Annotated in this window: 16 protein-coding genes and 7 tRNA genes; 5 read left to right on the top strand and 18 right to left on the bottom strand. The window is 53.1% G+C overall.

Annotated elements, in window-relative coordinates:
* Positions 1–135: 135 nt before the first annotated feature.
* The 18 genes from hflC to orn all read right to left on the bottom strand — a co-directional run bounded on the left by hflC (position 136) and on the right by orn (position 13125).
* Positions 136–1014, bottom strand: coding sequence for a protease modulator HflC (gene hflC, locus K0I31_RS02910; protein ID WP_220079836.1), 879 nt, complete (start codon positions 1012–1014; stop codon positions 136–138).
* Positions 1015–1016: 2 nt separating this feature from the next.
* A complete protein-coding gene (gene hflK / locus K0I31_RS02905; protein WP_220044170.1) occupies positions 1017–2159 on the bottom strand; it encodes an FtsH protease activity modulator HflK in 1143 nt (380 codons plus the stop codon).
* A gap of 43 nt (positions 2160–2202) precedes the next feature.
* On the bottom strand, positions 2203–3501 hold the full coding sequence (gene hflX / locus K0I31_RS02900) for a ribosome rescue GTPase HflX (RefSeq protein WP_220079835.1): 1299 nt from the start codon (positions 3499–3501) through the stop codon (positions 2203–2205).
* Positions 3502–3521: 20 nt separating this feature from the next.
* A complete protein-coding gene (gene hfq, locus K0I31_RS02895; protein WP_011864372.1) occupies positions 3522–3800 on the bottom strand; it encodes an RNA chaperone Hfq in 279 nt (92 codons plus the stop codon).
* Between the two features lie 92 nt (positions 3801–3892).
* The gene (miaA, locus tag K0I31_RS02890) at positions 3893–4819 is read right to left on the bottom strand and encodes a tRNA (adenosine(37)-N6)-dimethylallyltransferase MiaA (protein ID WP_220080763.1); all 927 of its coding nucleotides are present in this window, start codon (positions 4817–4819) and stop codon (positions 3893–3895) included.
* Complete coding sequence (mutL, locus tag K0I31_RS02885) at positions 4812–6707, bottom strand: DNA mismatch repair endonuclease MutL (RefSeq protein WP_220079834.1); 1896 nt, start codon at positions 6705–6707, stop codon at positions 4812–4814. Before mutL ends, miaA begins: the two co-directional genes overlap by 8 nt.
* Before the next feature lie 9 nt (positions 6708–6716).
* Positions 6717–8036 (bottom strand): N-acetylmuramoyl-L-alanine amidase, encoded by a 1320-nt coding sequence (locus tag K0I31_RS02880; RefSeq protein ID WP_220079833.1) that lies wholly within the window; start codon positions 8034–8036, stop codon positions 6717–6719.
* Positions 8023–8496, bottom strand: a complete 474-nt coding sequence (gene tsaE / locus K0I31_RS02875) for a tRNA (adenosine(37)-N6)-threonylcarbamoyltransferase complex ATPase subunit type 1 TsaE (RefSeq protein WP_011864368.1) — start codon at positions 8494–8496, stop codon at positions 8023–8025. The genes K0I31_RS02880 and tsaE overlap by 14 nt, the downstream gene beginning before the upstream one ends.
* 100 nt (positions 8497–8596) lie before the next feature.
* The gene (locus K0I31_RS02870; RefSeq protein ID WP_220079832.1) at positions 8597–10075 is read right to left on the bottom strand and encodes an NAD(P)H-hydrate dehydratase; all 1479 of its coding nucleotides are present in this window, start codon (positions 10073–10075) and stop codon (positions 8597–8599) included.
* A 435-nt stretch (positions 10076–10510) separates the two neighbouring features.
* On the bottom strand, positions 10511–10966 hold the full coding sequence (locus K0I31_RS02865; RefSeq protein WP_011864366.1) for a hypothetical protein: 456 nt from the start codon (positions 10964–10966) through the stop codon (positions 10511–10513).
* Positions 10967–11527: 561 nt separating this feature from the next.
* A tRNA-Gly gene (locus K0I31_RS02860) sits at positions 11528–11627 on the bottom strand.
* 39 nt (positions 11628–11666) lie between these two features.
* Positions 11667–11773, bottom strand: a tRNA-Gly gene (locus K0I31_RS02855).
* Positions 11774–11847: 74 nt separating this feature from the next.
* Positions 11848–11954: transfer RNA gene (locus K0I31_RS02850), tRNA-Gly, on the bottom strand.
* Positions 11955–11993: 39 nt separating this feature from the next.
* Positions 11994–12069, bottom strand: a tRNA-Gly gene (locus K0I31_RS02845).
* A gap of 44 nt (positions 12070–12113) precedes the next feature.
* A tRNA-Gly gene (locus tag K0I31_RS02840) sits at positions 12114–12189 on the bottom strand.
* Positions 12190–12278: 89 nt separating this feature from the next.
* Positions 12279–12354, bottom strand: a tRNA-Gly gene (locus tag K0I31_RS02835).
* 45 nt (positions 12355–12399) lie between these two features.
* A tRNA-Gly gene (locus K0I31_RS02830) sits at positions 12400–12475 on the bottom strand.
* Positions 12476–12579: 104 nt separating this feature from the next.
* On the bottom strand, positions 12580–13125 hold the full coding sequence (orn, locus tag K0I31_RS02825; RefSeq protein ID WP_220079831.1) for an oligoribonuclease: 546 nt from the start codon (positions 13123–13125) through the stop codon (positions 12580–12582).
* Positions 13126–13240: 115 nt separating this feature from the next.
* On the opposite strand from orn, the gene rsgA reads away from it, so the two are divergent.
* The 5 genes from rsgA (at position 13241) to K0I31_RS02800 (ending at position 20113) form a co-directional block, all read left to right on the top strand.
* Complete coding sequence (gene rsgA / locus K0I31_RS02820; protein ID WP_220079830.1) at positions 13241–14296, top strand: small ribosomal subunit biogenesis GTPase RsgA; 1056 nt, start codon at positions 13241–13243, stop codon at positions 14294–14296.
* A gap of 43 nt (positions 14297–14339) precedes the next feature.
* Positions 14340–15200 carry an archaetidylserine decarboxylase gene (asd, locus tag K0I31_RS02815; protein ID WP_220079829.1) on the top strand — a complete coding sequence of 287 codons (861 nt, stop codon included), beginning with the start codon at positions 14340–14342 and terminating at the stop codon, positions 15198–15200.
* 8 nt (positions 15201–15208) lie between these two features.
* On the top strand, positions 15209–16099 hold the full coding sequence (locus tag K0I31_RS02810; RefSeq protein WP_258406561.1) for a DMT family transporter: 891 nt from the start codon (positions 15209–15211) through the stop codon (positions 16097–16099).
* 124 nt (positions 16100–16223) lie between these two features.
* On the top strand, positions 16224–19406 hold the full coding sequence (locus K0I31_RS02805) for a mechanosensitive ion channel domain-containing protein (protein ID WP_220079828.1): 3183 nt from the start codon (positions 16224–16226) through the stop codon (positions 19404–19406).
* Entirely contained in the window at positions 19406–20113 is a 708-nt protein-coding gene (locus K0I31_RS02800; protein ID WP_220079827.1) for a glycerophosphodiester phosphodiesterase, read from the top strand. The genes K0I31_RS02805 and K0I31_RS02800 overlap by 1 nt, the downstream gene beginning before the upstream one ends.
* Positions 20114–20166 lie beyond the last annotated feature (53 nt).

The following is a 20166-nucleotide window of genomic DNA, read 5'->3' as shown; positions in this document are numbered from 1 at the left end:
ATAAAACTGTCAGGATTTTACCTGATAAAATGGTAAACGAGAATAACAATCAAAACTAAATTAGTAACTTGCAGAAATAAGCGATAAAAAAGCCCGAACTCGTCGGGCTTTAATCTCAATAATCCTCAATGAGAACTATTTCGCGTCAGCGCTCTTCATATACTTGAAGAAATCACCTTCTGGCTCGAGCACCATAACGTTAGAGCCGTTACCGAAACTCGCCTGATAAGCCTCTAGGCTACGCAGGAAAGAGAAGAACTCTGAGTCCTTCTTATAAGCATCGGCGTAGATCTTAGCGGCGATGGCATCACCCTCACCACGCACCTGCAGCGCCTTACGCTCTGCTTCTGCGATCTGAATGGTCACGCTGGCATCTGTCTTGGCGCGAATGATCTCAGACTGCTCCTTACCCTGAGCGCGGTGCTCTTTCGCCACAGCGGTACGCTCGGCGCGCATACGCTGGTAGATGCTAGAGCTCACGTTGGCTGGCAGGTTGATCTGCTTAACACGCACGTCGACCACCTCGATACCCAGGTCCTGAGCACTGTCAGAGGCGTTTCGCAGCGCATCCTGCTGCAGCTCATCACGGCTACCAGAGACGATATCCTTAATGGTGCGACGACCAAACTCGGTACGCAGGTCGTTGTTGATCTTACGCTGGAGCAGAGATTCCGCCTGAACCTTGTTACCACCATTGGTCGCGAGATAGTACTTCTCGTGATCTTTGATGCGCCACTTCACGTAAGAGTCGACCATCAAGTCTTTCTTCTCTGACGTCACGAAGCGATCCGCCGCGCCATCCATGGTTTGGATGCGAGAGTCGAGATACTTGATCTTATCGATCACCGGCAGCTTGATATGCAGACCCGGCTTATAGATGCGGGTTACCCCCTCATCTTTGATGATCTTACCAAAGCGCGACACGATAGCGCGTTCACCCTCGTTGACCACCATCAGGGACGATAGACCCATAGCGACTAGGATGGCCGCAATAATAACAGATAATCTACCCATGATTAGTTTCTCCCCTGGCGAGTGCGGTCGCTACGAGAAGGCCTTCCATCTAACGGCATGCCAACACTATTTACTATGCTGTTAACTGAGTCATTGACCGAGTCCACCTCGACAGGCTTGCTGGTCTTGGTCTGTGGACGCTGCTCCATTAACTTATCCAGTGGCAGATACATCATGTTGTTGCCCGCCTTCGAATCCACCAGCACCTTGTTGGTACCCGAGAGGACATTAGACATGGCATCGATGTAAAGACGATCACGCGTCACTTCTGGCGCCGCCTTATATTCAGGCAACAGCTTCTCGAAGCGAGCCACCTTACCGCGAGCCTCTAGGATCTCACGCTCTTTATAGGCGTTCGCCTGCTGCTCCATGCGCTGCACCGTACCGCGAGCCTTAGGCTCAACTTCACGAGAATAAGCTTCGGCTTCACGAATGAAACGCTGCTCATCTTCCTGTGCGGCGATAGCGTCATCGAAGGCGTCTTTCACCTCTTCCGGCGGACGAGCCGGCAAGAAGTTCACGTCGCGGATCTCTATGCCCAGGTTATAAGGCTTGATGATGCGCTCGACCTCTTCCCAAGTGTCACGACGGATCTGATCACGCCCCGTGGTCAGGATATCGTCCATCTTGTTGTGACCCACCACATAACGCAGCGCGCTATCGGTAGCCTCACGCAGGCTCGAATTGGCATCGACCGCGCTAAACAGGTAACGATAGGCATCGACCACAATATACTGTACATCCAGCTCCACCAAAACGACGTTCTCGTCGGCGGTGAGCATGCTGCCCGAGGCTGGAATTGAGCGAACGTTGCTCACGTTCACTGGGAAGACTTCATCGATGAAGGTCGCCTTCCACTGTAGGCCCGGCTCTACTTGGCCAATATACTTGCCAAAGCGTAGCGCCACACCCTTTTCGGCTTCTTTCACCGTATAGAAACCTGATAGGCCCCATACGACAACGGCGATGCCTAATACAATGATAAAACCTAGCGCGCTGAATCCACCGCCAGCGCCATTTCCTTTACCCCCAAAACGCTTCGAAATATTCTTAAATACTTCGTCGAGATCTGGCGGCCCCTTGTCATTGCCGTTCTTGTTTCCCCAAGGGTCTTGACCCTTGTTACCGGGCTCGTTCCAAGCCATTTAGCACTCCATAGGTGTATGAAATAAACGAGATTACTAAAAACTACTCTATTGCTTCGGTTTCAACAATAAAGGTTTCCAACTCCCCTTGGCTCTGCTTCGCTAATCGGTGCCAGTCGGCCTCCAACAAACGAACAGACAAGATACAGTTCCCCAGATCGTCATACTCTTTCTGCTGTATCACATCCAGTCGATAAAACTGACCAAGATAATGCCCGGCCGTCGCCGGAATTCGCAAGGTAAGCTCCAATATGGCCCGTCCAACCAACTGGTTGATGGCCTTTTCGAGCAAATCCAAGCCTAGACTCTGCTGGGCCGAAACCCAAACACGTATAGGGACCCCATCGCCGTCATAGTCGATCTTAGGTCCCACATCTTCCAACAGATCTATCTTGTTACAGACGATCAACTGTGGAATCTCTTCGGCGCCAATCTCTTTGAGTACGAGCTGTACCTGTTCAAAATTGTCGCCCATGTTTTCATCAGCACTGTCGACCACATGCAGCAGAAGATCCGCTTCGCGGGTTTCCTGCAGGGTGGCCTTAAACGCCGCCACAAGATCATGGGGAAGGTGTCTGATGAAACCGACCGTATCGGCCAAAATGACCGAACCGTCTTGTAAGTCTAACTTACGCAGGGTCGGATCGAGTGTCGCAAACAGTTGGTCGGCGGCATAGACCTCGGAGACGGTCAAGGCGTTAAATAGGGTCGACTTACCGGCGTTGGTGTAACCCACCAAAGACACGGTGGCGAGCTCGCTTCGCTGCCTCGCCCGGCGACTCTGTTCACGCTGTTTATCGACCTTTTCCAGCCGCTTGTTGATGGTCTTGATGCGACCACGCAGCAGACGTCTGTCGGTTTCCAGCTGGGTTTCACCCGGTCCCCGCAGGCCGATACCACCTTTTTGCCGTTCAAGGTGAGTCCAACCACGAATCAGGCGCGTCGACATGTGGCGCAATTGCGCTAGCTCCACCTGTAACTTACCCTCATAGGTCCTGGCGCGCTGAGCAAAAATATCCAAAATCAGCGTCGTACGGTCTAAGACCCGACACTGACAGATCAGCTCAAGATTACGCTCTTGTGCAGGACTCAAGGCGTGGTTAAAAATCACCACATTGGCGTCAGTGGCGGCAACCATGGCTGCCAACTCTTCCGCTTTACCTGTACCAACAAAATACTTTCTATCTGGAGAACGACGACTTCCCGTGATCACGCCAACGGTTTCAGCGCCTGCCGATTCGACCAATAAACGAAGTTCGGTAATATCTTCCCTACTGTCTTCATCTGAAAAGTCGATATGGACAAGTACTGCAGCTTCTCCCGCCTCATAGCGTTCAAACAAAAATCGAACTCCTCAGGAAATTACTCAGCGCTATCGTCATGTGATGCATTGTAACCCGCCGCCTGGTTAGGCGTGTTGTGATGGCTGCTCACGTTAAATGGACGCGCAGGCACCACGGTAGAGATAGCGTGCTTATAAACCATCTGGCTGACAGTGTTCTTCAATAAAATAACAAACTGATCGAATGACTCAACTTGTCCCTGAAGCTTGATACCGTTAACTAGGTAGATAGATACCGGAACGCGTTCACGTCGTAATGCGTTCAAAAATGGGTCTTGTAAAGATTGCCCCTTTGCCATTATGTAATTTCCTTTTTATTAAAATTAATTAAAACCTAATACAGCATCAATTTCTGGTTTGGTTTTAGTATTATATAGAGTGAATGAATTAGCTAGCGACAATGCTCTAATAGTCGCGCCAGATTAGATTCATCCCCACTCTCCAGCCAATTTAGATCAGCCCATCCTCGCAACCATGTTAATTGACGCTTGGCCAATTGCCTAGTCGCAACTATGGATTTTTCGACCATAGTATCATAGTCATATTCCCCATCGAGATACTGCCACACCTGGCGATATCCGACACATCTCATCGAAGGTAGGTCTAGATGCAGATCCGCTCGCGCCTTGAGCCGCTGCACCTCTTCGACGAAACCTTGATTTAACATCAATTTGAATCTTTCTGCTATAGCAAGGTGTAGCACTTTGCGATCTTTCGGCGCTATGCCAAATTGCACCACCTTATAGGGGAAGGCATCGGCCTTAACCTGGGTCAACTCAGTCAGACTCTTACCGCTAATCCGGTACACCTCGATCGCCCGCGACAGACGCTGGGGATCGTTAGGGTGGATCCGCTCTGCCGATACAGGGTCAATCTGACGTAGCTCGTCATGTAGCGCCTGCCAGCCCTTAGCTTCGACCTCTTTGGCTATCTCGGTCCGAATCGCCTCATCTGCCGATGGCAACGGCGACAGGCCTTCGAGTAGCGCCTTGAAGTAGAGCATGGTGCCGCCCACCAACAGGGGCGTCTTGCCCGCGGCGAGGATCGCTTCGATGTTGGCGATGGCGTCGCTGCGAAAATCCGCCGCCGAATAACTCTCGCTCGGGTCGCGAATATCGATCAATCTATGGGGTGCCCGGTTCAGCTCTTCCTGGTTCGGTTTGGCGCTGCCAATATCCATACCCCGATAGATGAGCGCCGAGTCGACCGAGATGATCTCGCAGTTATGCTGCTCGGCCAATGCCATCGCGAGCGCTGTCTTACCCGACGCAGTCGGCCCCATCAGGGTGATAATTGTCGGCTGACTCTCGCTATTCACTCGTTTGCTCACCTAACCATGTTTGCCAAGGCATTACCTTGGCCAAAGATAAAATTTCTTGCTGCTGCGACTCGGGTAACCCCATGAGGTCGGCCCAGAGTCGACTCGCCGAATTAAACTGTTCACCCGACTGATTCACCAACCAGTTAACTAGGGCTTCAGTTGTCGGCTCTTCGAAGCGAATCCACTGGAGAAACTCAGGGATCACACTCGCCAGCTGACTCTGCCTTAGATATGGGGGCACTTTTTTAATTATCAACTGGCCGAGGCGAATAGTTAGCTCTAAGCCCAATTTTCTGACCAAAAGCTCTCTTTCGACCAAGGTTTGCTGCCAATCTTCATCCACCTTGACCGACACAGGCATCAACAGCGGCTGACCAATCAGCCCCGCATCCAGCTTGGCTTCAATCTCGCGGCGGGTCACTTCGCGCGCCGCACAGCTAAGGCTCAATAGCGCCAGCTCACTTCCCCTGACTAAAAGCCAATATTGACCGTCGAGCACCTGAGGCATGGGCGGAAGATGGCTGCCATGTATTTGGTTTGCCTGACTCGACACGCCTGGCGTGCTCATCAACTGGGCATAACTATCGACTGCTGCCTGGCTAGGAAGCTCCGCGCTTGCATAGTTGCGCCCTCGCCCGCCAGACTGGCCGCCACCATAGCTACTCACCAGGGCCTCTTGCACTCGCTGCCCACCTGCCTGGCGACTGGCTTCGCACTCGCCATAGGCTGGGCGTTCATTCGCAAGCCCTACCGCGTATTCTTCGGTATCGCCATGGGCAATCTGATTGGAGCCTGTGTCACTTTGCTGAGTCTGTAGCGGACGAATATAGGAGGCGGATCTATCCTGGTCAGTTACCTGATTGTCGAGTGCTGCCTCGAAGGCTAACTCGCTCGACTGACGCAGCGCCGATTCCAGCGCCTGCAGGATAAAGTCATGCACATATCGGCTCTCGTGGAAGCGCACCTCATGCTTGGCGGGATGCACGTTAACATCCACCTGATGGGGATCCAGGTTCAGCATGAGCACGAAGGCGACCTGCTCCCCCTGCAGCTGCTGGGCAAAGGCCTGACGCACCGCATGATTGACCAGGCGGTCACGCACCAGGCGGCCGTTTACATAGAAATATTGGGTATCGCCAACCGCCATCTCGCTAAATGGCGACTGAATGTAACCGCTAAGGCTAAGGCCGTTATGGTTACAATCGACCCTGAGGGCGTTATCGGCGAAGGCCTTACCGCTGACCTGCGCCAGGCGCTGCAGATACTGCGCCTCTGTCTTGGCCGGGCGGTAGTTACGCACCTGCTTACCGTTGTGCTTAAGGGTAAAATGGATCTCGCTGCGTACCAGGGCGATACGCTTAAGCCACTCATCGATATGGGTAAATTCTGTCTTATCGCTCTTTAAGAAGCGACGTCTGGCCGGGGTATTGAAGAAGAGATCCGCCGCCTCCACCGTCGAACCGACAGGGTGCGCCGCCGGGATCACCCGAACCGCCATCTCGGAGCCCTCGGCATAGGCCTGCCAGGCCTCGCTCTGCTCCTGAGTACGAGAAGTCAACGTCAGGCGGGATACCGAGCTGATACTGGCCAGCGCCTCGCCGCGAAAACCAAAGCTTAAGATGGCATCGAGATCGTCTAACGAGGCCAGCTTAGAGGTGGCATGACGGGACAGGGCCAGGCTCAGCTCCTCCTTGGGGATGCCAGAGCCGTTGTCGGTGATCTTAATCAGCTTGCTGCCGCCCTTGTCTATTTCGATATCGACCCGGGTCGCACCGGCATCCAGGCTGTTCTCAACCAACTCCTTGATCACAGAGGCAGGACGCTCTACCACCTCCCCGGCGGCAATCTGGTTAGCCAGTTGAGGAGGCAAAATACGTATGGTCATCTTGGCTCCTTAGGCCCGGGGAATGATCAGCTTCTGACCGATGTAGAGGGTATTAGACTTAAGCTTGTTGGCCTTCTTGATGCTATCGACCGACACCTGATAACGGTGGGCGATCACAGACAGTGACTCACCGGCCGTCACCTTGTGTTTGATGCCACTCTTACTGGCCATCATGGTATTGGCGGGAGGATTATTCTCGAAATAGCGCACCACGCCTTTGTGGACGGCATTAGCGATATTGTTCTGGTGATCCCTCTGGGTCAGCAGGCGCTCCTCTTTGTGGTTCGAGATAAAGCCTGTCTCCACCAGAATAGAGGGAATATCCGGCGACTTGAGTACTGCCAGGCTGGCCGCCTCGGGCTTATGCTTGTGCAGGCGAGTCACCTTGCCCAGATTAGCCAACACATCTCCGGCGATGTTATGGCTGATCGCCATGGATCTGTCCATCGACATATCCAGCAGCGTCATGGCCAGATACTGTTCGTTATCCGCGTTCTGGATAATCTCACCGGCACCACCCAGCAGCTCAGAATGCTTCTCTTTCTGCTCTAACCAACGACCGATCTCACTGTTGGCGCGGCGCATCGACAGCACCCACACCGAGGCTCCTTGTGGTTGCGGTGAGGTAAAGGCGTCGGCGTGAATCGACACCAGCAGGTCGGCCTTACTGTTACGGGCGATCTCGGAGCGTTTGTTCAGATTGACAAAGTAGTCACCGGAACGTGTCATGATGGCGCGCATGCCCGGCGTGGCGTTGATCTTGGCCTCCACTTTCTTGGCTATCTGCAGCGCCACCTTCTTCTCATAGGTGCCAGAGGGGCCGATGGAACCGGGATCGTCGCCGCCATGGCCGGCATCGATGGCTACTATGATGTCCCTAAGCTTCTGCTCAGGCTCGACTTTTACCGTCTTAGGACTCTGGTTGCCCCCTTCGAGATCCACCACCAGGCGATTGCCGTAAGGCGCCGTGGGCGACAGGGCAAAGAGGTTAGCCTTGGCAGGCTTAACCAGATCGATCACTAGCCTAAGGGTGCCCTTCTTGGGCGGTTTGCTAATGCGCACCCGCTTAACCAGCTTACTGTTGTTCTCGATCTTATTAAGATCCAGCCCGGTAGCCGTGGTCGTCAGATCCACCACCAGGCGGTAGGGACTGGTGAGGGTGAAGTGGGAATATTTTGGCGGCTCGCGCAGGTCAAACACCACCCGCGTCGATTCTGGTGCCGCCCAGATACGCACACCTTCCAATTTATTTGCGCTGTAGGCAATGGAAGGAGTGCATAGCAAGACAATCAATAATAGGCGTTTTATTAGTGACTCAGTTCTTATCATTATTATGTAAACTATCTAACAAAATCTCTCCGGCGCGCGAGTGCGCCGTCAGCATGACCTCTCGGCCCTGTTGATGATACTGAATATGGATCGCCAGATCCGCCTCGGGCAGTAGGCCGACGCCCTTATCGGGCCACTCGACAATACACAGGCTCGACTCGGTAAAGTAGTCTCGAATCCCCATAAACTCGAGCTCTTCTGGATCACTTAGTCTATATAGATCAAAATGATACACATCAATATCACCTAGCTCATAGGGCTCAACCAGCGTGTAGGTCGGACTCTTCACCGCCCCCTTATGTCCCAGGCTCTGAATGAGGCCACGACTAAAGGTTGTTTTTCCCGCCCCCAGTTCACCACTCAAATAGAGGGTCAATGGCGGCTTGATCGCACTGGCTAGCCTTTGACCTAAGCTAACGGTTTCTGCTTCATTTTCAAGATAAACTTTTACTGGTGTCATCGTATCTATCGCTAATTAAGGACAATCCTTTTTTGAGCCAGATACTTTAACCTAAACCGGCGTTTATCTAAACAGACATTACTGTATTTTAATGCTGAGGCTAAATCTTATCGACCAGGGCGCGTATGTGAGCAAACAGATCGCAGGCCAGCATGCCTCGCTCGCCCTCTTTCGCAGCCAGATCCGCTGCAGCCCCATGCACCACCACTCCGGCGCTCGCCGCCTCCATCTTAGCCATTCCTTGGGCCATCAAGGCTGCTATGATGCCGCCTAGCACATCGCCGCTGCCGCCGCTGGCGAGCCCAGGATTTCCCACAGGTGCCACATGACACACCTTACCGTCATAGATAAGAGTGCCAGCGCCCTTGAGCACCACCACGCCGCCATATTTAGCCTGCAAGGCATAGACGGCGGCGAAGCGATCCGCCTCCACCTCGGCGATGCTAATCCCCAACAACCTGGCGGCCTCACCGCTGTGAGGGGTCAACACCCAATTGCTTTGACGTGACGGCTCGAGCGCCAGCAGATTAAGCGCATCGGCGTCCATCACACAGGGCTTGTCGCTCAGGCCTGTGGCCTTAAGCAAGTTGTAGCCCCAGTCATGTTTACCCAGTCCGGGACCAATCAGCAGAATATCGGCCCAACCCAAGCGTTGATACACCTCCATATCCACCAGCTCGCAGCCCCAGAACATAATCTCCGGTCGTCCCGAGTTAACCACGGTCAGATGCTCGGGTCTTGAGATCACCGCCACCAGTCCGGCGCCCGCCCGCAAACAGCTCTCGGCAGCCAGACGCGGCGCCCCGGCCATGCCGATATCGCCGCCGATAACGGTCACCTTACCGCATGCCCCCTTGTGGCTGTTCTGCGCCCTGGCGGGCAATCCAAGATCGGTCAGCCTATGGGCAATGTTAAGCACCTTAGACTCAGGCAGATACTCCTGCAGGCCGATATCGGCAAACCAGAGCCTGCCGACACAGTCCCTGGCCTTACCCGTGATCAGTCCCTGTTTCGGCGCGCCAAACGTCAAGGTCACATCGGCCTTAACCGCTAACAAACCGGCGCCGGTATCCACATCGATACCCGAAGGCACATCTAAGGATAAGATCCAGGGCGAGTAACGATTGATCGCCACTATCATCTCGGCAAAGGGGGCACGTAGCTCACCTTTGACCCCCGTGCCTAACAGGCCATCGACGATGACCTCTGCCTCCTTGAGTGCCTCTTCATAATCAGATAACTGATGCCCGCCCGCGGCGAGAAAGGCCGCCTTGGCGTAGCTGATCCCCTCGCCCGGCTCAGAACGCTCCACCGCATAGAGGGCGACATCACAGCCAGATTCGAGCAGCAGGGTGGCGCAGATATAGGCATCGGCGCCATTGTTGCCATAACCCGCCAATACCAGAATTTTACTATTGAGCTTACCCTCTCGTTGTAGCAACTCGAAGGCCGACTGTCCGGCGCTGTCGATCAATTGGCACAAGTTAGCCTCACCGGACGCGATCAAGCGCGCTTCGGCATCACGAATCATCTGCGCCGTATATAAGGCCGATGGCAGCTGGCCGTCACTAAACAACATCTGGATTCTCCTTAACAAGACTCATCACCGGGCGGGTTACCCTATGCTTAAGCATATTCGATATTTGAGTTTTTAATCGCCAATAGATTCCGCTTAAGTGCCAGAGAATGTAAGAAGTTTGATCTGGCACAATAAATTCGCCGACTCAACGACAAAAAGGCCAACGAGGCGATAACAAAACATTTCATCAAACTGAATTGAACTCGCTAACCAGTCAGTCAAATTACTGAGCTAGATGAGCCAAAAATCGCGATATAGATGCAAGAAAGTGATAATTTCGCTCTAACGTAAGAAGAAAAAAGCGATAAAAAAGAGTTAGCTATAAATACCTAACTGCAATTGTCCTGGCATAAACAAAAAAAGGCGCCCAAGGCGCCTTTTTATTACGTTTCTCACTAGCAACCGGCTAGAAAGCTCAACTTAAATGAGCTCAGATTATATATCTTCCATTCTCAGGCTGCTGTGCACCAGACGTTGCTGTTGGATCTTCTCGACACGCACCAGATCGTTGAGGGCGTTCTTCACATCACCCGGTACAGAGGATTCCGCCGTCTTCTCAAACAAGCCGATCAGACGGTTGTCGAGATCCAGGTGCAGCTCCAACAGATCATCTTCGTTCATGTTGGCCGCAGGGATCACCTCCTGGCAGCGTTTGATGAAGTCTTCAAACACGATATCGTTGTACCAGAGTTCCAACAGACGGCGTGGCGCCTCTTCGATGTAGTCATCGATCTTCTGAGAAACCTCTTTCTCATGTTGTTGCAAATACTCCAGCATCAATTTCACTCGAGACGAGTCTACCGCACTGTGCAAACGCGCATATAAACGGGCCATTTCCAAGCGACACTTAGAGACATATGCCAACTGTTCATTAAGTTGTTGAAATCTCATCTTTCCTTCTCCAATCGATGCCAAGTTTTAGGCGTTAATACTGATTTGATTTCATTATGGGAGTAATTAGCATAGTTTTTTTTGAACAATGTCATAGTTTGCGCACTTCTGAAGTCGCTACATTAGACAAGCTTAAAGAATTTTATCTCACATCACGCAAATGGAATTTTTGTGATCTTCACGCCGATAAAGGGCCAATAATCGCTAGTTTAAGGGCTTTATGGACAAAACAGACCATGAACGAATCACTAAAATAATCGTCCGAAAATGAATAAAAATTCATCAAAGTAAAAACCATGGCGCTGAGTCGATTACAGCCAAAAACAGACAACTAGATGACTAGATGACTCTCTGGGTACAAACAAAGGGGAACTGGAAGCTGAAACAAGCGGGGGAAATTTGGCGCGACATATCGGGTTCGAATCGGTAAATCTAAAAACTCGACCTATGTCTTCTCGATCTAAGACTTGGCAAGGTATCGCCCTTTTGCTCCATACAAAGAGTCAACTGAGCTAATGTCGCAATGCCGAATTAGATGATTGGTACTAGCGGGAGAAAATTTGGAGCGACATATCGGGTTCGAAACAAACAATCGATGACCTATACCTTGGCAAGGTATCGCCTATTGCTCTATACAAAAAGTCAACTGAGCTAATGTCGCAATGCCGAATTAGATGATTGGTACTAGCGGGAGAAAATTTGGAGCGACATATCGGGTTCGAATCGGTAAATCTAAAAACTCGACCTATACCTTGGCAAGGTATCGCCCTTTTGCTCTATACAAAGAGTCAACTAAGCTAATGTCGCAATGCTGCGGTACATTCAATCAGCGGGAATAAGAAATAACTGACACTGAAAACAGAAACTGCTGAGGGAAAATTTGGAGCGACATATCGGGTTCGAATCGGTAAATCTAAAAACTCGACCTATACCTTGGCAAGGTATCGCCCTTTTGCTCTATACAGAGAGTCAACTGAGCTAATGTCGCAATGTCGAATTAGATGATTGGTACTAGCGGGAGAAAATTTGGAGCGACATATCGGGTTCGAACCGATGACCTATACCTTGGCAAGGTATCGCTCTACCAACTGAGCTAATGTCGCAAAATCTGTGAGTCTGGTATTGGTGTAACCAAACTTTTGTAATTTGGAGCGACATATCGGGTTCGAACCGATGACCTATACCTTGGCAAGGTATCGCTCTACCAACTGAGCTAATGTCGCATAAATTTTTCGTGCTACCCTAACTGTCATCATCGACAAAAGGTATCGTCTTTCACCTTTCATCAACTGAGTTAACGTAACTCAAATTTTGGAGCGACATATCGGGTTCGAACCGATGACCTATACCTTGGCAAGGTATCGCTCTACCAACTGAGCTAATGTCGCAAAATCTGTGAGTCTGGATATTGGTGTAGCCAAACTTTTGTAATTTGGAGCGACATATCGGGTTCGAACCGATGACCTATACCTTGGCAAGGTATCGCTCTACCAACTGAGCTAATGTCGCATTTCAATCTCTACCAGCGCACACGCCAGTAAAAAGTTGAGGCCGCATTATAGGAGAATTTCGCCCCTCTGCAACCCCCTAATTTAAAATTTTCTACCGTTTGGTCAAATTTTAAATACTTTCTCACGATAATATTGGAGTTCGGCGATCGATTCTTGGATATCAACCAGTGCCTGATGGGTCCCCTGCTTCTTAAAACCGTCCATCACCTCTGGCTTCCAGCGACGCACTAACTCTTTGACAGAGCTGACATCTATGTTGCGGTAGTGGAAATAATCTTCTAGGGACGGCATGTAACGATTCAAGAAACGTCTGTCCTGACCTATGCTGTTGCCGCACATTGGCGATACACCGGCAGGTACATGCTCAGATAAGAAGGCAATCGTCTGTTCGATGGCATCTTGCTCGTTGAAGTCACTCGCCCTGACTCTGTCGATCAGACCCGACTCGCCGTGATGCTTCTGGTTCCAATCGTCCATCGCCGCAAGCACATCTTCACTCTGATGGATGGCAATCACTGGCCCTTCCGCCAAAATGTTCAATTCCTTGTCGGTCACAATCGTTGCTATCTCAATGATTCTGTCGACCTCGGGCTCTAGTCCTGTCATCTCCAGATCTACCCAGATCAGATTTGTTTCATCTGCAGCCATATATCTGCCTTATCAATGCGTGTTTGCCTAAATTCAGGCTTTTTTATTTAAGACCGTGTATCATACTGCTTTTTTAGAAGACACAAAATAACCTTATTTTGACGATGACGACACTGTGAGTAAAAAGAAACCCCTAAGCCAAGGCCAACGCCGCCGCATGCGCGCCAATCATGAGAAACGGCTGCAGCGCAAAGACGCAAAAGAAACAACCATTGAGTTACAGAATAGCTCACTGGGGCCAGAACAGCTGGGCACCGTCATCTCTCGCTTCGGCCAACACGCTGATGTCGAAACGGAAAACGGTGAACTGGTTCGCTGTAACATTCGCCGAAATATTCAAAGCCTGGTCACCGGCGATAAGGTGATCATGCGCCAAGCCAGTGAAACCACAGCCACCATAGCTGGCGTGGTCGAGGCCGTTCATCCGAGACACTCCTCACTGTCGCGGCCGGATCTCTACGACGGCATCAAGATCATCGCTGCCAATATCGATCAGATACTTATCGTCTCTTCCGTGGTGCCTAGCTTTACCACCCAGATCATCGACCGCTATCTGGTAGCCGCCGAAGACACAGGCATAGCGCCCGTCATCATACTCAACAAGATAGATCTACTCAGCGACGAAGAGGCACCTGCCGTCGAGGCCGCGCTGGAGCGCTACCAGGCCATCGGCTATCAGGTATATAGGGTCAGCAGCAAGTCTGGCGAAGGGGTCGAAGCGATCAAGACCCTATTAAAAGACAAGGTTAGCGTGTTTGTCGGTCAGTCAGGCGTGGGTAAGTCATCGCTAATCAATGCCCTACTGCCGGAAGCCGAGCTCATCACAGGCGACGTGTCCGAGACCTCGGGCCTGGGCCAGCACACCACCACCACGGCCAAGTTGCTACACTTCCCAAGCGGCGGCGATCTGGTGGACTCACCCGGTGTGCGTGAATTCGCCCTCTGGCACCTGCCTGCCGAGCGTGTCGGCTGGTGCTTCGTCGAATTCAGGGATTACCTGGGCACCTGCAAGTTTAGAGACTGCAAACACAAGAATGACCCTGGCTGCGCCATCACCCAGGCCTTCGAGGAAGGCAAGATCGCCCAGGACAGGTACCAGAACTACCACAGAATTATCGACAGCCTGGACGAGCAACGCCACGCCCGTCATTTCAAAAACGATAACGACTAACTAAATTAAGAACAGCCAAACTGGATTTGAAGGAAAACAGACAGTGGACAAATTGAAGATTGCCTTGCAATACATAATGCCGAAACACCTGCTCTCGCGACTCGTGGGTAAACTGGCAGCCGCCGAACTCGGCGCAGTAACGACAAGCGTAATTAAATGGTTTATCAAGCAATATAAGATAGACATGAGCGAGGCCGCCGAGAGTGCACCCGAAGCCTACGCCAGCTTCAACCAGTTCTTCACCCGCGCCCTGAAGCCCGGTATCCGCCCCCTGTGTGACGATGACGACTATATCGTTCATCCGGTCGATGGTGCCGTCAGCCAATGCGGACCGATCAAAGCAGGACGTATCTTTCAAGCCAAGGGACATGAATATTCGTCACTTGCCCTTTTAGGCGATCAAGCCGATGATGCCAAGCGCTTCGAAGGCGGCGATTTCGCCACCATCTATCTGGCACCTAAGGATTACCATAGAATTCACATGCCGATTAAGGGCACCCTGTCTAAGATGACCTATGTGCCTGGCGAGCTGTTTTCGGTTAACCCGCTGACGGCCGAAAATGTGCCCGGCCTGTTTGCCCGTAACGAGCGTGTGGTGGCCATTTTCGAAACCGAAATCGGCCCAATGGCCATGGTCTTGGTTGGCGCCACAATCGTGGCAAGCATAGAAACCGTCTGGGCAGGTACAGTTACGCCGCCGACAGGCAAGAAGGTCTTCACCTGGGACTACCCAACCGAGGGCCCAGAGGCGATCACCCTGGACAAGGGCGAGGAGATGGGACGCTTCAAGCTTGGCAGCACTGTAGTCATGCTATTTGCCAAAGACGCACTGGAACACTTTGCCGATGGCGTAGAACCTAAGGCCGTTACCCGCATGGGTCAGGCCTTCGCCAAAATCGATTAGAGGAAATCTTGAACACAAGTAGCAGCGAACGCTCTGGCTTAATCGAACTGCATCTGGCCGTCCTCCTGTTTGGTGGTACGGCCCTTTTCTCCAAGCTTATTCCCCTCAGTGCCCTGGATATCACGGCACTTCGCTGCTGCATCGCCGCCCTTGCCCTCGCCCTGTTGGTCAAGGTCAGCGGCAAGCACCTCAGGCTCAATCGCGCTAAAGACTACGGCATCGCCCTGGGGCTCGGCATTATCGTCAGCCTGCACTGGGTCACCTACTTTGCCGCCATGCAGCTCTCATCGGTGGCCATCGGCATGATCGCCTTCTTTACCTATCCAGTGATGACAGTTCTGGTGGAGCCCTTCTTTACCGGCAAACGCCTGGAGCTGGCCGACATCATCAGCGGCATCTGTGTCCTGCTGGGCGTCAGCCTGCTGATCCCTGAGGCCAATCTGGGTAACGATGTCACCCTGGGGATCTTCATAGGCGTTCTGTCGGCGGCCCTGTTCACCGCCAGAAACCTGCTGCACAAGCGCTTCTTCGCCAGCTACAGCGGCGCCCAGGCCATGTACTACCAGACAGGGGTCAGCGCCCTGTTCCTACTGCCCTGGCTCGAGGTCGACCCAAGCGCCATCCAAGCCAACGTCTGGTGGTTGGTGATCCTCTTAGGCATAGTCTTTACCGCCGCACCTCACGCCCTGTTTACCTCGGCGCTGCGCCAGCTGAGTGCCAAGACGGTCAGCTTAGTCTCCTGCCTGCAACCCCTCTATGGCGCCCTGTTAGCCCTGTTGATCCTGGGCGAGGGACTCGCCATGAAGACGATGATTGGCGGCGCCTTGGTAGTCTTCACCGCCGTCTATGAGACCCAGAAGAGCCATAAGGCCAACCGCGCCCAAAAGGCAAAATCCTAAGGCGTTTTCGTCGCTGGCAAAGGAAACGCCACACGGGTCAAATTAACCGATTCATAGATATCATTTTTGAACTAACTTGGTAATATATAAGCGTCCATTGATGCTGGTGTGAACAAAGCGGCTTATGTCTCGTATATTACTGATTATTCTCTGTCTAATCTCATTCTCAGGCGCCGCAAATTCGCCCCTGAATCTCAATAAACGCCTGGGACTAGGACAGGAGCCTCAGGTCGCCAGCAAGAGCACCGCCGAGCAGCTGAGTCTGCTGGAGGAGCAGCTCACCGAGCAACAGGCCCTACAGTCCAGCTTCGACGCCATCATTCACCAGTATCAGAGCCAGAAACAGGCCCTGACACAGCAGCTTAAAGAAGCCGCCACGCCACTGGAGTACAATCCCAAACAAGATCTGAGCCAGCAGGCGTCACTCTCCTACCTGAGACTGTCTGAGCTCAAAGAGACAGAGGCTAACCTGGCCACTCAGGTCAACGAGTTAATCAAACGCCAGCAGCAACTACCTAGCCTGATAAGCCAGGCCAACCTGACCCTGGCCAAGCACAAACAGGCGACCAGCGACGACAACCAGCCCCTGAGCGAGATGCAGCGCCGGGTCTATGTTCAGAGCCTGTCGACCCTGGAGTCTGAGCTGGCCAGCAGCCAGAAACAGATCGCCCTGACCCAGCAGCAGTTGGCGCTGGTGCGCAGCCAACTGGTGCAGCAAGAGGCCCTGATCGAACGCCTCAACGGCGCCATCGCCGAGCAGCGTCACAAGGCGACGGCGGCCACCATAGCTGCCAGTCAGATAGAAACCTCCATCACAGACGATGCCATCGCCATCAAGCTGAACGCGCAGAACCAGGCCTACGGCGAGCAGCTGAAACAGCTGACCCATGAGGTCACCAATGTTATGACACTGCAGGAGCAGGCCGAGACCCAATACCAGTTCCAGGCTAAGCAGATCACCAACATTCAACAGCAGATCGCCTTGGTGAAGCTTAACTCAGCCTTCGGCGAGCGCTTCCTGCGTATCCTCTACTCACTGCCCAAGCCGCCAAGCCAGGACAAGATCAGCAATGAGATCGCCAATGCCCGCCTGGCCCGCTACCAGATAGAGCAAGATCAGACACTGCATCCGCTACTCGGCGACACCGAGCAACTCACGCCGCTGCAGAGCAAGCTGGTCGGTGCCCAGAAAGAGCTGCAGCGTCAGCTGCTGGAAAACTATGATCTCTACCTTGGTGAGCTCGCCGAATTAAGGGTGCTGTATGAGCAGCTGAGCCAGCAGTATCAGACCCTTAAGACCACCCTCAACGAGCACCTGTTTTGGGTGGCCAACGCCAACAGCATAGACGGCTACTGGCTGGGCGACCTGTATCAGAGTACCCAATGGCTGCTGACCCAGGCGCCTTGGCATCAGGTACAGGACTCCCTGAGCGAACAAAGCACCCTCTGGTCCTGGTGGGTGATCTTGATGGTGCTCTGCCTGGTAATGCAGGACCTGGTCACGCCTAAATTTACCCAGCTGATGGCGAAAAACGTCACCTATGTGGGTAACGTCACGCAAGATAAGTTTATCTATAGTTTCAATACCTTGATTGGCTCGCTGCTCTATAGCTGCATCAAGCCACTGCCGTTGATTAGCGGCGGTCTGATCTTCTACTTCAGCAACCATAACCTGGTCTCCTCGGTGGGCATGGGCATACTGGCCATAGGCATGCTGTACCAGCTCTATCGACTCACCTATCTGCTGGCGCTGGACAAGGGCCTGTTGATCGGCCACTTCAAGGGCGACAAGACGATCATACGCGCCGGTCAGCAACGCCTGCGCGCCCTGACCGTACTGGCGATGCCGATTGTCGGCGTGATCGGCTTCACCGAGGTGCTAGAAACTTCGCTGGTGCGCAACAGCCTGGGACGCGGCGCCTTCATCCTGCTGGCCCTCATGCTGTTCTGGTTCTACCGCGACATGCTGAGCCTGTCGAAGCAGGAACATCACTATCACCAGGACGATAAGAACAAGCGCCTGTTGCAGAAGCTGCTCTGGTCGATACTCATCCTGCTGCCGCCGGCCTGTGCCGTGCTGGCCTTCAGGGGCTACTACTTCACCGCCTATCAGATGCTGCTGCAGCTACAGCTGTCGCTGATCTTATCCCTAAGCTTCATGCTGCTGTATCAGCTGATTAAGCGCTGGATGTTGATCGAGCGACGCCGCATCGCCTTTAACCGCGCCAAGGCCAAGCGCGCCGAGATCTTGGCCCAGCGGGAGAAAGAAGATGACCCCAACAGTAACGAGCCGCCGGACACCTATGAAGAGCCTGTGGTGGATCTCGAGACCATCTCCAGCCAGTCGCTGGGGCTGGTACGTTCACTGCTGACGCTGGCCTTTCTGATCAGCCTGATCGGCCTCTGGACTCAGACCCATAGCGCCATCTTCTCGTTTCTGGATGGCATCACCCTGTGGACCAGCTCGAGCACGGTCGACGGCATCGCCCAGCAGATCCCTATCACCCTCAAGTCCCTGCTGCTGGGACTTATCATAGTCGGCTTCTCGCTGATGATAGCCACCAACCTGCCGGGCCTGCTGGAGCTGATGATTCTGCAAAGATTGGATCTCACCCAGGGCACGGGCTTCGCCATCACTACAGTCAGTCGCTATCTGGTGGTTTTCTTCGGTATGCTCAGTGGCTTTTCGACCCTGGGGATGGAGTGGTCTAAGCTGCAATGGCTGGTCGCGGCGCTTTCGGTGGGCTTAGGTTTCGGTCTGCAGGAGATCTTCGCCAACTTCATCTCGGGCCTAATCATCTTGTTCGAGAAGCCTGTGCGTATCGGCGATACCGTCACCATTCGCGAGCTGACCGGTACGGTAAGTAAGATCCAGATCCGCGCCACCACGATTGTCGATTGGGACAGAAAAGAGATAATCGTCCCCAATAAGGCCTTCATTACCGAGCAGCTGATCAACTGGTCGCTGTCAGACCCGATCACTAGGGTGATCGTCTATGTCTCGGTCGCCAGGGACTCGGATCCCGCGCGGGTCGAGGCGGCGCTCTATCAGGCGGTCAAGGAGTGTGACGATGCCCTGACCACGCCGGAGCCCGAGGTCTGGTTTGCCGGATTTGGTCAGCATACTCAGGATTATGAGATCCGCGCCTATGCCAAGGATATGAACACCCGATGGCCGCTACGACACAAGCTGCACAAGCAGGTCAGCAAGAAACTCAGAGAGAATCATCTGGAGCTCGCCTATCCGCAGCTCGAGGTGCATATTAGTGGTCAAAGTAAAGAGACTCAGGGGATAATTAGAAGCTAATGCGTGTCTATGCTCACCGTGGCGCCAGCGGCTATGGCGCCGAAAATACCCTGGCCGCTATCAAGAAATCGGTCGCCCTGGGCTGTAACGCCGTGGAGATCGACGTGCACAGCGTCGAAGGTGAACTCTATGTGTTTCACGACAGGCGCCTCGACGGCAAAAGCAGTGGCACAGGTCTTATCGAGGCGGTGACCCAGGAGTATCTGGCCAGCGTTACCGTAGATGGCGAGCCCATTCCTAAACTCTGGGAGCTGCTGGAGTACCTGCAACCCTTCGATGCCCTGATCAATATAGAGCTCAAAGGGCTCAACTCCCTCGGCCCCTTCATGGCACTCTACCCTGAGATCCTCGAGAGGCTCAACTACCGGGCCGATCAGCTACTGATCTCATCTTTCCATCACGGCTTCCTGTTCACCCTGAGACAGGCCTTTCCCGATGCCGTACTGGCGCCGCTCATCGAAGGGGTGCCAGAAGACTTGGCCGCCATAGTCACTCGGCTAGAGGCCTTCTCTTTGCACCTGAGCGTCAACTTCGTCACCCGGGAGTTAGTGGAGGATGCCCACGCCCGCGGCGCCAAGGTGTTTGTCTATACCGTGGATAATCGCGACGATATCCACTATCTGTCGCAGATGGGCGTCGATGGCATATTCAGTAATTTCCCCGATGTCAGCGCCGACTGCGTCCATCAACTGCTGCTGACCCGCTAGGGTCAGCGAGTGCCTACTCACCCTAAACCGCCCAACAAATAGGCAAAGTTCAC

Source organism: Shewanella spartinae (genome assembly GCF_019457555.1).
Classification (GTDB): Bacteria; Pseudomonadota; Gammaproteobacteria; order Enterobacterales; family Shewanellaceae; genus Shewanella; species Shewanella loihica.
Note: the sequence above shows the minus strand (reverse complement) of the source record. Positions and strands in the feature narration are given on the sequence as shown.